This is a genomic window from Collinsella sp. AF11-11 (genome assembly GCF_003465485.1).
Taxonomy (GTDB): domain Bacteria; phylum Actinomycetota; class Coriobacteriia; order Coriobacteriales; family Coriobacteriaceae; genus Collinsella.
Genome location: NZ_QSAS01000014.1, coordinates 1 through 14,489, shown reverse-complemented (window position 1 = coordinate 14,489; position 14,489 = coordinate 1). Strand labels below are relative to the sequence as shown.

The 14,489-nt window shown below is 61.7% G+C and carries 12 protein-coding genes; 10 read left to right on the top strand and 2 right to left on the bottom strand.

What is annotated here, in order from left to right; translation table 11 throughout:
- Positions 1-27: 27 nt before the first annotated feature.
- On the top strand, positions 28-1,239 hold the full coding sequence (queA, locus tag DWV58_RS08040; protein WP_117776766.1) for a tRNA preQ1(34) S-adenosylmethionine ribosyltransferase-isomerase QueA: 1,212 nt from the start codon (positions 28-30) through the stop codon (positions 1,237-1,239).
- Positions 1,240-1,571: 332 nt separating this feature from the next.
- On the opposite strand, the gene DWV58_RS08035 is transcribed toward queA, so the two are convergent.
- Complete coding sequence (locus tag DWV58_RS08035; RefSeq protein ID WP_117776765.1) at positions 1,572-3,335, bottom strand: hypothetical protein; 1,764 nt, start codon at positions 3,333-3,335, stop codon at positions 1,572-1,574.
- A gap of 294 nt (positions 3,336-3,629) precedes the next feature.
- On the opposite strand from DWV58_RS08035, the gene DWV58_RS08030 reads away from it, so the two are divergent.
- From DWV58_RS08030 to DWV58_RS08020, 3 genes are all read left to right on the top strand, one after another.
- Positions 3,630-4,430 carry an SDR family NAD(P)-dependent oxidoreductase gene (locus DWV58_RS08030; protein WP_006235414.1) on the top strand — a complete coding sequence of 267 codons (801 nt, stop codon included), beginning with the start codon at positions 3,630-3,632 and terminating at the stop codon, positions 4,428-4,430.
- Positions 4,431-4,866: 436 nt separating this feature from the next.
- Positions 4,867-6,006: a tRNA guanosine(34) transglycosylase Tgt gene (gene tgt, locus DWV58_RS08025; RefSeq protein ID WP_055250876.1), complete on the top strand. Its 1,140-nt coding sequence runs from the start codon at positions 4,867-4,869 to the stop codon at positions 6,004-6,006.
- Positions 6,007-6,218: 212 nt separating this feature from the next.
- Entirely contained in the window at positions 6,219-6,977 is a 759-nt protein-coding gene (locus DWV58_RS08020) for a TIGR00730 family Rossman fold protein (protein ID WP_117776764.1), read from the top strand.
- Between the two features lie 168 nt (positions 6,978-7,145).
- Here the strand turns inward: DWV58_RS08020 and DWV58_RS08015 are convergent, their stop codons facing one another.
- A complete protein-coding gene (locus tag DWV58_RS08015) occupies positions 7,146-8,006 on the bottom strand; it encodes a DegV family protein (RefSeq protein ID WP_158564547.1) in 861 nt (286 codons plus the stop codon).
- A gap of 156 nt (positions 8,007-8,162) precedes the next feature.
- Here DWV58_RS08015 and DWV58_RS08010 point away from each other — a divergent pair, with 156 nt between their 5' ends.
- From DWV58_RS08010 to pstB, 6 genes are all read left to right on the top strand, one after another.
- Entirely contained in the window at positions 8,163-8,825 is a 663-nt protein-coding gene (locus tag DWV58_RS08010) for an HAD hydrolase-like protein (protein ID WP_117776762.1), read from the top strand.
- 54 nt (positions 8,826-8,879) lie between these two features.
- On the top strand, positions 8,880-10,316 hold the full coding sequence (locus DWV58_RS08005) for a M20 family metallopeptidase (protein ID WP_117776761.1): 1,437 nt from the start codon (positions 8,880-8,882) through the stop codon (positions 10,314-10,316).
- A 355-nt stretch (positions 10,317-10,671) separates the two neighbouring features.
- A complete protein-coding gene (locus DWV58_RS08000) occupies positions 10,672-11,610 on the top strand; it encodes a phosphate ABC transporter substrate-binding protein (RefSeq protein WP_117776760.1) in 939 nt (312 codons plus the stop codon).
- Positions 11,611-11,635: 25 nt separating this feature from the next.
- Positions 11,636-12,544 carry a phosphate ABC transporter permease subunit PstC gene (gene pstC, locus DWV58_RS07995; protein ID WP_117776759.1) on the top strand — a complete coding sequence of 303 codons (909 nt, stop codon included), beginning with the start codon at positions 11,636-11,638 and terminating at the stop codon, positions 12,542-12,544.
- On the top strand, positions 12,537-13,463 hold the full coding sequence (gene pstA, locus DWV58_RS07990; RefSeq protein ID WP_199586050.1) for a phosphate ABC transporter permease PstA: 927 nt from the start codon (positions 12,537-12,539) through the stop codon (positions 13,461-13,463). Before pstC ends, pstA begins: the two co-directional genes overlap by 8 nt.
- Positions 13,460-14,332, top strand: a complete 873-nt coding sequence (gene pstB, locus DWV58_RS07985) for a phosphate ABC transporter ATP-binding protein PstB (protein WP_199586048.1) — start codon at positions 13,460-13,462, stop codon at positions 14,330-14,332. Before pstA ends, pstB begins: the two co-directional genes overlap by 4 nt.
- Positions 14,333-14,489 lie beyond the last annotated feature (157 nt).

Sequence of the window (14,489 nt, the reverse complement as noted above, 5' to 3'; positions counted from 1 at the left end):
GCTATATAAGGAGTATCCGACGTGTCTATGCGTACCGATGATTTTGACTACAACCTTCCTGAGGAACTGATTGCCCAGGCTCCTGCCGAGCCGCGCGACTCCTGCCGCCTGCTGGTGGTGGATCGCAAAGGCTCCCAGGCGGGGAAGCCGCTGGAGCACGGCGGTACCGTTGAGCACCGCATCTTCCGCGACATCATCGACTATATCGAGCCGGGCGATGTGCTCGTCATCAACAAGACGCGTGTGATGCCGGCCCGCCTGATCGGTCGCAAAGCCGGCTCGGGTGGCGTGGTCGAGACGCTGCTGCTCAAGCGCCGTGAGGATGTTGACCCGCTGGGCCACGTTTGGGAGTGCCTGGTCAAGCCGGGTAAGCGCCTGAAGCCCGGTGCTCAGATTGAGTATCGCGCCGGCGGCGCCCATGCGCCCGAGGGCGCGCCCGTGGTGCTGACGGCCGAGGTCGTCGACTTTGTCACCGACAGCCGCGGAGGCCGTCTGGTGCGCTTTGAGCCGGCCGGCTGCAATGCCGCCGGCGAGCCGCGCACGCTCGACGAGGCCATTCATGCTGCCGGTCACGTGCCGCTGCCGCCCTACATTACCGATTACGAGGGCGATCCCGAGAAGTACCAGACCGTCTACGCCATGAAGGAGGAGCACTCGGCTGCCGCTCCCACGGCGGGTCTGCACTTTACGCCCGAGCTTATGGCTGCCATCGAGGCCAAGGGTGCCAAGTTTGCCGCCGTCGAACTCGAGGTGGGCATCGATACCTTCCGTCTGGTGGAGGAGGACGACCCCACGCAGCACGTGATGCACACCGAGCGCTACCACGTGTCGCAGGAGGTTGTCGACGCCGTGCATAAGGCTAAGGCCGAGGGACACCGCGTGATTGCTGTCGGTACCACCGCAGTGCGCTCGCTCGAGAGCGCCTTTGACGCTGAGGCACCGGTGTCCGATCCGGCCGTGACGGCGCGCTATTTTGAGGGCCGCGAGGACGGGGCCGATACACTTGGCCGCGGTGACATCGTGGTGCGCGAGAACGCCACGACGCAGCTCTACCTCATGCCCGGATCGACCTATCACGTGGTCGACGCGCTGATCACAAACTTCCACGTGCCGCGCTCCACGCTCATGATGCTCGTGAGCGCGCTTGCCACCCGCGACCAGATCATGGATGCCTACGCCGCTGCTATCGAAGAGCGCTACCGCTTCTTCAGCTTTGGCGACGCGATGCTCATTTTGTAGGTTACGGCGTTTTACAAACGACGTAACCGGCCGACGCTGCAAATCCGCCAGAGCGGCAATCTGACGTTCAATCGTCGGGCATGACCAGAAGGTCAATGCCCTCCTCTTTCACGTCACCTTGCTCGCTTAGGGGCGTTTTCGCTGACTTTGCCAAAGCATCGGCAGGTACTCATTGGGGACGTACTTAAATGAGTGCCTGCAGAATGAGAGTGGATAATCTCCCGTTTTTGGCCTGCTTGGGGGCTCAAAGTGGGAGATTATCCACTCTCGTCATTGGGCTAGTCGTTGGGGACGTTCTTGTTTGACTAGTCGTTTAAGAACGTCCCCAATGACTACTTGCTCGCGAACAGCCAGATGAGGACGATCGCGAGGACTACGGCGACAATGCAGATGATGGCGCCGGTGAATTTGATGCGTGAGTCGCGGGTACGCTCGCGCACCGCGTCCTCGGTGGCCTCGAGCTGGGCGACTTCTCGCTCGGTCTCGGCGTGTTCGGCTTTGTCTCGGGCCAAGGATCCTGCAAGCGACTCAGTGATCTCTGGGTGGTCGTGCACCTCGGTCGCCTGTTCGATGATCGACTGCGCATGTGCGGCATCTGCTTGGGCATTGGCGATGGCCTGCTCCTGGTCGCGGCGTGCCTTGTCCTCGGCGGCGATCTTCTCGCGCAGTTCGCGCTGGCGCGTCGTGGCGGCAGTTTTCGCCGTCTGCAGCTCGTCGCGCGCGGCATCGGCCTCAGTCGTCACGGCTTGGTGTGCGCGTTTGGCTTCGGCAATGGGGGCTTGAGCCTGCTCGACGGCCTGCTCGGCTGCGGCAAGCGAGTGCTCAAGGTCGGCGGTGATGCGCGGGACATCTTCTTCGGCTTTACGCAGGGCATCTGCCGTGTCGGAGATCTGCATCGAGAGCTCGCTGGTGCGCACCGTATAGTTGGCGGGATTTGCCGAGGGATTGCGTTGCAGCTCGGCATACTCATGACGCAGCGTCTCGAGCTGGGCGCGCGTGGCGTCGACGGTTTGTTGTGCGGCCGCAATGCCGGCGTCTCGCTCGGCCTTCACCTTGTCGCGGATGCGCTTGGAATCCTCAAGACGTCGAACGAGGCGGTTGCCGGTCTCGCGAGAGCTCGCCTCGCGGGCCTCCACGGCGTCGAGCGCGGCCTTCAGGCGGAGCTCACTCGCGTCATCCTCTGTCTTCATTTGTTCGAGCTGACCATTGAGCTCTGTCGCTTTGGCGGCGTGGGCATCACGGTCAATCTCGGCTGCCGCAGCGGTCTTTTGCGCTGTGGCGATCGCCTGACGCTGGTCGGCGACGATCTGGTCGTAGCGGCCTGCGATATCCTGGCGCGTCTCGAGTTCCTCGGCCTGATCGGCAATGCGCTGCTCAAGTTCGGCCAGGTGGGCGCGGGCATCGGTAAGTGCCTTTTTCGCGGCGTTCATCTCGCGCATGGCCGAGGCGCCCTGGGCGATAAAGGTGCCCACGGCGTTCGCAGTGTTCGAGACAGCGGTCCCCAGATCGCGGCTCGCGGCGGAGGAGTGCGGGGCGGTCGGGCGAGCGGTGTCGGCAGCGTCCGCATCGGCAGCCTGCGGCACGGCGATATTGCCGGTACCGCCCTCGATCACAGAAAAGCCTGCTGCGTGCGGGTCGACCGCATCGGCGCCAATCGTGGGATGCTCGAGCTGCAGAAACGAGGGCATGGTGCTGCCCTGGTCGGCAACCGGAGTCTCGCCGGGTACAAAGGTCGAGGCCGCCTCGGCGGCCTCCTCTTCCTCGGCGTCAACGTCAGCGTCGGCCACGGCGTCTTTCATCGCTTTGACGGCATCCATCATGGAGTCCATGACGGCGTCGAGCTCTTCTTCCGAAGAAACCTCGATAGGGCCCGCAGCTTGCGGAGCAGTATCCTGTACGGGGTGGTCGTCCTGAGCGGGCGCATCGTCGTTTTGCTCGCCTGCATCTTCGGCGCCGGGGGTTTCCGCCGTAGCGCTTTCGTCTAAGATGGGGTCGTCGAGGCCAATATCATCGCAGGTCACAGCGTCAGCATCTGCAGTGACGTCTGCGGAATCATCAATATGCTGTTGAGTCTGGGGGTCCAGCTCGTCTGTCATAGGCATGTGCTCCTCATCGTTGTTTGTCACCCTATGATAAAGTCTCGCGCCGACATCCCGCGCGCTGCAGCAAAGTTTCAAAACGTGTTCGATGGCTCGCGTCGATAGCAAAAACTCGGCCACTTTATCCAGTTTGTACTTGACAATCCCTTCGCCGAAAGACGTTATGCCGTTCGCCTGCCGAGGCCTTTTCTTTTCACTTGAACCCGTTAAAGTTGCATTTCAGCTTTTGTCGCGTTTATTTGGATGCGCGCAGTCGGCGGGTGCGCCCGTCGCGATTTGAAAGGACTTTATATGGGACTTTTCACTGGTAAGACCGTGATCGTCACCGGCGGTGGCAAGGCCACGCTCAAGGACGGCTCCGCTGGCTCCATCGGCTACGGTATCGATATCGCTTTTGCCAAGGAGGGCGCAAACCTCGTCATTACCGGCCGCAACGTTGCCAAGCTCGAGGCTGCCAAGGAATCCCTCGAGGCCGAGTACGGCGTCAAGGTTCTGCCTGTTCAGGCCGATGTCTCGGCTGGTCAGGACAACGAGGCCGTCGTCCAGAACGTCATCGACAAGGCTATTGAGGAGTTCGGCCGCATCGACGCCGTCGTCAACAATGCTCAGGCCAGCGCCTCGGGTGTTACCATCGCCGACCACACCATGGATCAGTTTAACCTGGCCATTTATTCCGGTCTGTATGCCACCTATCTGTACATGCAGAAGGCCTATCCGCACCTGAAGGAAACCAAGGGCTCCGTGGTCAACTTTGCCTCGGGCGCCGGCCTGTTTGGCAACTATGGTCAGTGCAGCTATGCCGCCGCCAAGGAGGGCATCCGTGGTCTGACTCGCGTTGCCGCCAACGAGTGGGGCAAGGACGGCATCAACGTCAATATCGTTTGCCCGCTTGCTTGGACCGCCGCGCTCGAGAACTTCCAAGATGCCTATCCCGAGGCGTTCAAGGCCAACGTCCACATGCCGCCGGCAGGCCACTACGGCGACGTCGAGAAGGAAATCGGCCGCGTGGTCGTTCAGCTCTGCGGTCCCGACTTTAAGTATATGAACGGCGAGACCGTCACCCTCGAGGGTGGCATGGGCCAGCGTCCTTAGGGGTTCCGCCGTTCTACCGAACGGCGGACCGGCCGACGCTGCGCGGGCCGCATTTGGACAATCTGCCGTTCAATTTCAAGGGCGCGACCAGAAGGTCAGCGCCCTTTCATTTCACGGCACCTTGTCTCAAATGCGACCCGCTCGCTGACGTTGCCAAAATATCGGCGTTGCCGTGGCTGGTAAATAGCTCCACTCATCGGGGACGTACTTAAATGAGTGCCCGCAGAATGAAAGTGGATAATCTCCCGTTTTTGGGCTGTGCTTTGGGCAAAAGTGGGAGATTATCCACGCTCATCCGGTAAGCGTCCAAAAATCCACGCTCATTTGCCGTGTCCCTGCCGTATCCTCCTCGCGCCAGTTTCTGTCGAGTCGGTGCTTCTTGCGGGTTGCCCGTATAATGGTTTGCGTATGAACCGCAACCAAGGAGTTCCAGTTTATGGACCAGAACCTTTTTAAATTCGACCTGATCGCCGAGGACCCGACGACGCACGCGCGTGCCGGCGTACTGCACACCCCGCACGGCGACATCGAGACGCCGATTTTTATGCCCGTGGGCACCAAGGCAAACGTCAAGGGCATTCCTACCGAGACTGTCAAGAAGCTCGGCGCCCAGATCGTGCTCGCCAATACCTATCATCTGTCCATGCGTCCCGGCGAGGACACCATCGCCGAGCTGGGCGGCCTGCACAAGTTCATGAACTGGCACGGCCCCATCCTCACCGACTCGGGCGGTTTCCAGGTCTTCAGCCACAACGATGCCGTCAAGCTCACCGACGAGGGCGTGCGCTTTATCGTCAACGATTACGACGGCCGCCACGTGTTTTGGACGCCCGAGGACAACATGGAAATCGCCATGAAGCTCGGCTCCGACATCTGCATGCAGCTGGACCAGTGCCCGGGCTATCCCGCCACGCGCGCTTACGTTGAGCGTGCCGTCGAGCTGTCGAGCATGTGGGCCGAGCGCTGCTATAAGGCGCATACCCGCGACGACCAGGCACTCTTTGGTATCGTTCAGGGCGGCATGCACCTGGATCTGCGCCTGCGCTCGCTGCGCCATCTGGAGGAGTGCGGCGACTTCCCGGGCTATGGTATCGGTGGCTATTCGGTGGGCGAGGATCACGAGACCATGTTCGAGACCCTGGCGCCGCTCGTGAGCGAGTACATGCCCAAGCATAAGCCGCGCTACCTGATGGGTGTCGGCAACCCGACCACGCTCGTGCGCGGCGTTGGCGTGGGCATCGACATGTTTGACTGCGTGCTGCCGACGCGCACCGGCCGTATGGGCACGGCATTCTCCAGCGAGGGTCGCCTCAACTTCCGCAACGCTCGCTTTGCGCACGACGACGGTCCCATCGATCCCACCTGCACCTGCCCGGTGTGCACGGGCGGTTACAGCCGTGCGCTCATCCGTCACATGGTCACGCAGAAGGAGATGCTCGGCGGCATTCTGCTTTCGATGCACAACATCTACTACCTGCTCAACCTTATGCAGCGGGCCCGCCAGGCCATTATCGAGGGCCGCTACGGCGCGTTCGTGAGCGACTGGATGAACAGCCCTGCGGCGGTGGACTACTAAGAGCGACAGACACGCTTGCAGAGCGTGGGCACGGCAATGGTCGAGCGCCAGCCGGTCGTCACATTCGCTGACACCGGTTGCGCGACCGCTGACCGATAGCTTGCAAGTGCTTGATGCATCGTGGGTACCATACCGAATAGTTGATGTTCGGGCGGGTGTTTGACGCATGGCGTCGACCCCGCCCGCTTTTCTTTTTCTCGATAGGAGTACCCATGATTAAGAATGAGAACGTCGAGGGCGAGCCTGCCTACGACGAGACGTACCGCCGCGGCCCCGTGGTCATGCGCGGCCCCATGATTCCCAAGGACAACACCTACGCCAACCTGCTGGCGCCCGAGGACTCGACCGACTGGTTGCACACCGACCCCTGGCGCGTGCTGCGCATTCAGGCAGAGTTCGTTGATGGTTTTGGCGCACTTGCCGAGCTTGGTCCTGCAGTGACCATCTTCGGCAGTGCCCGCACGCCCAAGACCGATCCGCTCTACAAGGCGGCACGCGCCGTTGGCCGCAAGATCGCCCAGCGCGGCGTGGCGGTTATCACCGGCGGTGGTCCCGGCGTCATGGAGGCGGCCAACAGGGGAGCGGCGAGCGCCAACGGCAAGTCGGTCGGCTTGGGTATCGAGCTTCCGCACGAGCACGGGCTCAACAAATATGTGAACCTCGGCATGGACTTCCGTTACTTCTTTGTGCGCAAGACTATGTTCGTCAAATACAGCTCCGGCGCTATTGTGTTTCCCGGCGGGTTTGGCACGCTCGACGAGATGTTCGAGGTTCTCACGCTGGTGCAGACGCACAAGGTCAAGCGCATGCCGCTCGTGCTGGTGGGCACCGAGTACTGGCAGGGCCTATTCGACTGGCTCAACGGCCCGGTGATGAGCACCGGTATGATTAGCCCGCTCGATCCGGATCTGGTACACATTACCGACGACCTCAACGAGGCCGTTGACATTGCCCTGAGCGGGCTGATGTAGAGTAGCTAAAATGGGACGGGGTTAAAAAGACCGGTGCGTAACGTTACGTGCCAGTCTTTTTAGCCCCGTCCCAAATGAACTGCTTCCAAGTTGCGGTGGAATAGGGATTGATTGGCGGCTGATAAGCCAAAAACAGTCCCTATTCCACCGCAAGTGGTAAAGGTGCCCCTAGTGGATGGGTTGGTAGCGGGGGCAATAGCTGATGGCTATGGCGTCCACGCCTACGTGGGTGGCGATGGTGCAGCCGATGGGGCCGGTGCCGGCGTCTACGTAGTCCCGGCCTGCGAGCGCCTGGTTAACAAGTTCCTGCTCCTCGGCGGCGCCGGTTGTGAGCACGCGCACGCTGGAGCCTGGATGCTCGGTCAAAAATGCGAGGCAATCGGCCATGGTGTTGGCGACGATGCGCTTGGCGCCGCGGCCCTTTTTGACGGCCTTGATCTCGCCCGATTTCCACTCCGGCGAAACGGCCAGGCGAATGTTGAGCATCTGCGTCAGCTGGCCGGCGAGCTTGGGCGCGCGGCCGTTCTTAACGAGGTTCTCGAGCGTGCGGGGAATTAGCAGCAGGTGGGCATCGGGCAGGGTCGCTCGGATCTGCGCCTCGGTCTCGTCCAAGCTGCGGCCGTCCTCGCGCATGGCGAGCGCATACTCCACGAGCAGGCCCTCGGCACCCGAGCCGGTGCGCGAGTCGATGCAGCGCACGTCGAGCTCGTGGGTGTCGGCCACCTGGCAAGCGTTGGCATAGCAGGCGGACCACTCGCTGCACAGCGAGATAAAGATCGCGCTATCGTGGCCGTCGGCGAGCACACGGTCAAAGAGTGCCTTGAACTCGCCGGCGCTCGGCTGCGACGTGTGCGGCAGCTGCTCGGAGCCAGCCATGCGCTCGACGTACTCCTGAGCGGTAATCTGCACCTGGTCGAGTAGGTCCTCGCCTTCGATAATCACATGCAGCGGAATCACGTAAATACCGAGCTCTTGGGCGCGGGCGGGAGAGATGTCCGACGTGGAGTCGGTTATGATGGCAAAAGACATAGTTGCACCTTTCGTTGGGGCGCTCATGCGCCGCCTTCTGAGAGCAAAGTGCGACAAGTATAGTGGAGTTGCTCTACATTGCTAGGTTTAATTGTTGAATAGTCAACAGTTTGAAGCGGTGGTGTGGAAATCATCAACTGGGGAAGAGGGGTGCCGATGGCGGCATTGCAACTTTGCGAGCGGCCGGTCGTGCTGTTTGATTTCGATGGCACGGTGGCCGATACGGGTCGGGCGGTGATGACCTCGACACGCAAAACGTTGGCCGCGCGCGGGTTTTCGGAGGCGCAGATGGGTGACCTGCGTCGCATGATCGGGCCTCCGCTGTGGAAGAGCTTCCACGACTTTTACGGCTTTACGCGCGAGGAGTCGCTCGTGGTGGCCGACGAGTACCGTGCCTTTTTTGACGAGCTGGGTCCGGAGGAGTATCCCGTGTTCGACGGAATCCCCGAGCTGCTCGATGGCTTGGCGGCGCAGGGTCATCGCATGGCCGTGGCGACGTCTCGCATGGAGGCAAAGTGTATCGACATGGTGCATGAGCTGGGGCTTTCTCAGTTTGAGGCGGTGGTTGGCATGAATCCGCCGCAGGGACGCGAGACTAAGGCCGATTCGGTCCGCGACGCCCTGGCGGCGCTTGGCGCGACTGCCGACGAGGCCGTGATGATCGGCGACCGCTTTAACGACGTGGAGGGCGCGCACGCGATGCGCGTGCCGTGCATCGGCATCTATTCGGGCGCGGCGGCGCCGGGCGAGCACGAGGCAGCGGGTGCCGATGCGGTGGTGCACTCGGTGGCAGAGCTTGCTAAACTTTTCGCTATCTAATGACGTAATGTGAGGGACGGGCGTGCCCGTCGCTCATTGCTAAGGAGGTCGTCCATGAATCAGGTGGAGCAGAGCGTCGCCGAGTATGTCGACGAGGTCTGGGATGATGTCGTCGCCGATATCGAGCAGCTGGTGAGTTATCCGTCCGTGGCAGTTTCTGCCGATGCGGAGCCCGGCGCGCCGTTTGGCCGCCCGGTCCGTGATGCGCTCGATTGCGCGCTCGGCATTGCGCAGAAGCTCGGCTATCAGACGAGCGACGACGAGGGCTATGTGGGAATCGCCGATATCCCGGGCCGCGGCGACAAGCAGCTCGCGACTATCTGCCACGTGGACGTGGTTCCCGCCGGCCCTGGCTGGAACACCGACCCGTTCGCCATGGAGCGCCGCGAGGGCTGGCTGCTCGGTCGCGGCGTGATTGACGACAAGGGCCCGGCGGTGCTGTCACTCTACGCCGGCGCTTACCTGCTCAAGCACGGCATTGTTCCGCGCTACACCTTCCGCGCACTGCTGGGCTGCGATGAGGAAGTGGGCATGTCCGACGTTCACCATTATCTGGAGAACCACGCAGACCCCGACTTTCTGTTTACGCCCGATGCCGAGTTTCCGGTCTGCAATGCCGAGAAGGGCCAGTTTGGGGCGACGTTCGTGAGCCCCAAGATTGACGGCGGGCGCATCGTGTCGTGGAGCGGCGCCGAGGCGAGCAATGCCATTCCGTCGCAGTCCATCTGCGAGCTCGCGATTGCCGCCGATGAGCTGCCGGCGCCCGTCGAGAACGCCGACCGCCTGGAGATCACGGCGCTCGAGGGTGGCCATGCGCAGGTTTTCGCCCACGGTATTGGCGGCCATGCCTCGATGCCCGAGGGAACGATCAATGCCGTCGGCCTGATCGTGGCGTATCTGCGCGAGGCCGAGGACGCGTTTGGTGCCCGTGACGAGCGCTTGCTGACGCCTGCCGAGCACGAGTTTGTCAAATTTCTGGCCTTTGTGCATGCGGACGCCTATGGCCGCGGCCTGGGTATCGACGCGACGAGCCCCGCGTTTGGCCCGCTCACCTGCAACCCTGGCGTCATCCGTGTGGCGGATGGCCATATCGAGCAGGTCATTGACGTGCGTTTCCCCGACAGCACGAGTGCCGACACCATTTGCGAGCAGCTCGAGCCGCTCGTGGGCCGCTTTGGCGTGACGTGCCGTTTGGGCCGCGCGAAGGTGCCGTTCTCGGTCTCTGCCGACGATCCGGCCGTGAAGGCGCTTATCGACACCTATAACGAGTTTACGGGCAAGCATGCTGAGCCCTTTGCCATGGGCGGCGGCACGTACGCACGCAACTTTGCCCGCGCCGTCTCGTTTGGCCCCGAGGAGACCGGCCTGGAGCTGCCCGCATGGGGCGGCCAGATGCACGGCCCCAATGAGTGCGCCAACGAGGAACAGCTCAAGCAAGCGCTCAAGATCTATATCGTTGCGATCTTACGTTTGAACGAACTCGAGCTTTAGGTTACGCGGTTTTACAACTTAGCATCTCGCGGAATGAGAGTGGATAATCTCCCGTTTTTGGTCTGTGTACAGGCTCGAAATGGGAGATTTCCACTCTCGTTGGGTAGTCATTGGGAACGTTCTTAAACGACTAGTCAAACAAGAACGTCCCCAATGACTAGCTTGTAAAAGGCTGGTCATGCTTGGTGGCGGGTTTGTTATCCGTTTGTAAAGGCTGGGCAGAGCTTGCGGTAAGGGTCTATCAAATGTCCGTAAGAAACCGCAGATAAGGCGGTCGTCGCCCGATCGAGACCGTATCTTTCCAAACAGCAAAGCGGGCAGGGTGCCCGCGATTCGCATGTATGAAAGGAAGATCATGCTCGATCAGGCTTATTCTCGTCGTCAGTTCCTCGGCCTCGCTGGTGGTCTTGCCAGCATCGTCGGTCTCGGTCTCGTTGGTTGCGGCGGCTCCAACGCCGCCAACACCGCTGCTGAGGGCAGCGCCGCTGCTGCCGAGTCCGTCTCGGGCGAGGTGACCTACGACGGCGCTTCCTCGTTCCAGGCTCTCGTCGAGGCTGCTGCCGAGAAGTTCATGGATGCCAACCCGGACGTCTCCGTCTCTGGCTCGGGTAACGGTTCGGGCAAGGGCCTGACCGCTGTCGCCGCCGGCACCGTCACCATCGGTAACTCCGACGTCTTCGCCGAGACCAAGCTCGAGGCCGACCAGGTCAAGAACCTCGTCGACCACGAGGTCGCCGTCGTGGGCATGGGCCCCGTCGTCTCCAAGAACGTCAAGGTCGACGACCTGTCCCTCGAGCAGCTCAAGGGTATCTTCTCCGGCCAGATCACCAACTGGAAGGAGCTCGGCGGCGACGACGCCAAGATCGTCGTTCTCAACCGCAAGGCCGGCTCCGGCACCCGCGCCACCTTCGAGGCCGCCGTCTTTGGCGACGAGGCCGTCGACTTTAAGGGCGACGCCGAGCTCGACAAGTCCGGCGATGTCCAGACTCAGATGGGCAGCACCGACAACGCCATCTCCTACCTCGACTTCTCGCACTTCGATGACTCCAAGTTCAACGCCATCATGGTCGAGGGCGTCGAGCCCAAGAGCACAAACGTCACCGACGACTCCTTCAAGATCTGGGCGACCGAGCACATGTACTGTGCTAAGGACGCCGACGAAGCCACCAAGGCCTTCCTGGAGTTCATGCTTTCCGACGACGTCCAGGGCAAGCTCGTCGAGGAGCAGGGCTTTATTCCCGTCTCTGCCATGAAGGTCGTCAAGGACGCCGGTGGCAAGGTCTCCGCTAAATAAGTAATCGCCCCCGGAAAGGTTTGCAATGGCAAAACAGCTGCCAAAGCGCGAGCTTGAGAACGTGGGCCTGGGCGTCACGGGTGCGTGCGTAGCGCTCGTGACGCTTGTCGTTGCCGCGCTCATCTTTATGGTCGCCCAAAAGGGCCTCTCGGCTTTTTTCAAGGACGGCGTCTCGATCGTCGAGTTTTTTACCGGTACCAAGTGGGACCTGGCCAACACGGCCGAAAACGGCCTGCCCTACACCGGCGCCCTGCCCTTGATCGTCACCTCGTTTGCGGTCATGGCGCTCTCCACGCTCATCGCACTGCCCATCGCCATCGGCTCTGCCATCTTTGCGGTCGAGATTCAGCCTAAGTTTGGCTCCAAGGTTTTTCAGCCGCTTATTGAGCTTTTGACCGGCATCCCCTCGGTCGTCTTTGGCCTGATCGGCTTTCACGTGGTCGTCGGCCTTATGAAGAGCGTTTTCCACGTGAGCACGGGCCTGGGCATCTTGCCCGGCGCCATCGTGCTGGCCGTCATGATTCTGCCGACGATGACTACGCTTTCGGTCGATGGTCTGCGCGCCGTGCCCGACAGCTACCGTCAGGGCTCGCTCGCGCTGGGCTACACCCGCTGGCAGACCATCTGGCACGTGGTGCTCAAGAGCGCCATGCCGTCGCTCATGACCGCAGTCATCCTTGGCATGACCCGCGCCTTTGGCGAAACGCTCGCCGTGCGCATGGTTATCGGCGGCATCGAAGCCATGCCGACGTCGCTGCTGTCGCCTGCGTCCACCATCACCACCACGCTTACCGCGTCCATGGCGGTCTATGCCGAGGGTTCGGCCCAGGACGACGTCTTGTGGGCGCTCGGCCTGCTGCTGATGGGCATGAGTCTCATCTTTATCCTGATCATCCATCTCATCGGCCGCAAGGGGGCGAAGGCTCGTGGCTAGCACGCGCATCCTTATCGACGAGGCGAGACTCGGGCGTGTCCAAAAGCAGGACCGCATCGCCACGGGCGTGCTGACGGCAATCGTCGCCATCGTCATGCTCATCGTCGTCTCCATGGTGGCCTATATTCTGTTCGAGGGCATCTCGACGCTGTTCCAGCCGGGATTTCTCACGCAGCCCGCACGCGCCAACGGAACGCAGGGCGGCGTGCTCTACCAGCTGTTCGACTCGTTCTACCTACTGCTGATCACCTTAGGTATCTCGGTGCCCATCAGCCTGGGCGGCGCGGTCTTCCTGGTCGAGTACGCGCCGGACGGCCCCATCCGCGACATCGCCTCCACCGCCATCGAGACGCTGTCCTCGCTGCCCTCCATTGTCGTAGGCATGTTCGGCTTTCTGGTGTTCTCGGTGCAGCTGGGCTGGAAGTACTCCATCATCTCCGGCGCCGTTGCGCTCACCATGTTCAACATCCCCATCCTGGTGCGCGTGATTCAGCAGGCGCTCGAGGACGTGCCGCAGGCCCAGCGCGATGCGTGCCTGGCCATGGGCCTCACTCGCTGGGAGGCCACACTGCACATCCTGATTCCCGAGGCCATGCCCGCCATCGTGACCGGCATCGTGCTTTCGGCCGGCCGCGTGTTTGGCGAGGCCGCGGCGCTGCTCTTTACCTCGGGCATGAGCTCGCCGGTTCGCCTGAACTTCTTGAGCTTTAACCTGTCGAGCCCCACCTGCGCCTGGAACGTGTTCCGTCCCGGCGAGTCGCTGGCCGTGCACATCTACAAGATCTATGGCGAGGGCAGCCCCGAGGCCCAGCAGATCGTCTGGGGCACCGCGGCACTGCTGATGATTTGCGTGCTGCTGTTTAACGTAGTCGCCCGTATCGTAGGCAAGCAACTGGCAAGGAGGATGACGGCCGAATGAGCGAGATGAATGCGACGCCCGCAACCGAGGCGGCATCGTCCGACACCCAGGACTTTTTGTCGAGCGTGGGGGAGAGCGAGAAACGTGTTCGCGTGAGCGGCAAGGCCGTGAGCGACGAGGTCGTGGTCTCCACCAAGGACGTCAATGTGTACTATGGCGACCACCATGCGCTGCACAATACGTCGCTCGACTTCCACAAGGGTGAGATCACGGCGCTCATCGGGCCTTCGGGCTGTGGCAAGTCGACCTTTTTGCGTAGCCTCAACCTAATGAATCGCGAGATTCGCGGTTGCCGCGTGGAGGGTGAGATCAACTACCGCGGGCGCAACGTGAACACCAAGACCGAGAACACCTACGAGCTGCGTCGGTCTATTGGCATGGTGTTTCAGCAGCCCAATCCGTTCCGCAAGTCCATTCGCGACAACATCACCTTTGCGCCCAAGCGCCACGGCATCACCGACCGTGACGAGCTCGACCGCATGGTCGAGGAAAGTCTGCGCGGTGCCGCGCTGTGGGACGAGGTCAAAGACAAGCTCGACAAGAGCGCCTACGCGCTTTCGGGCGGTCAGCAGCAGCGTCTGTGCATTGCGCGCACGCTGGCGCTCAACCCCGACGTGATCCTGTTCGACGAGCCCTGCTCGGCGCTCGACCCCATCTCGACGTTGGCGATCGAGGACCTGATGTCGTCGATCGTTGCCGACCGTGCCATCGTCATCGTGACGCACAACATGGAGCAGGCGTCGCGCGTGTCCAACCGCACGGCGTTCTTCTACATGGGCGATATGGTCGAGTACGACGAGACCGACGAGATTTTCCAACGGCCCAAGGATAAGCGGCTGAATGATTACCTCACCGGTATGTTCTCCTAGTCCGGGACATGCTTGAGGCCCGCGGCGGCCACGGTTGTCGTGGGACTGATTGGAGAGGCGGGTCATCTCTTTTGCGAGATGGCCCGCCTTTTTGCTCTGCGACCGAAACGACCACCACAAAGGGGACAGTGAACTGCCTCCCATTTCTTGGACATCG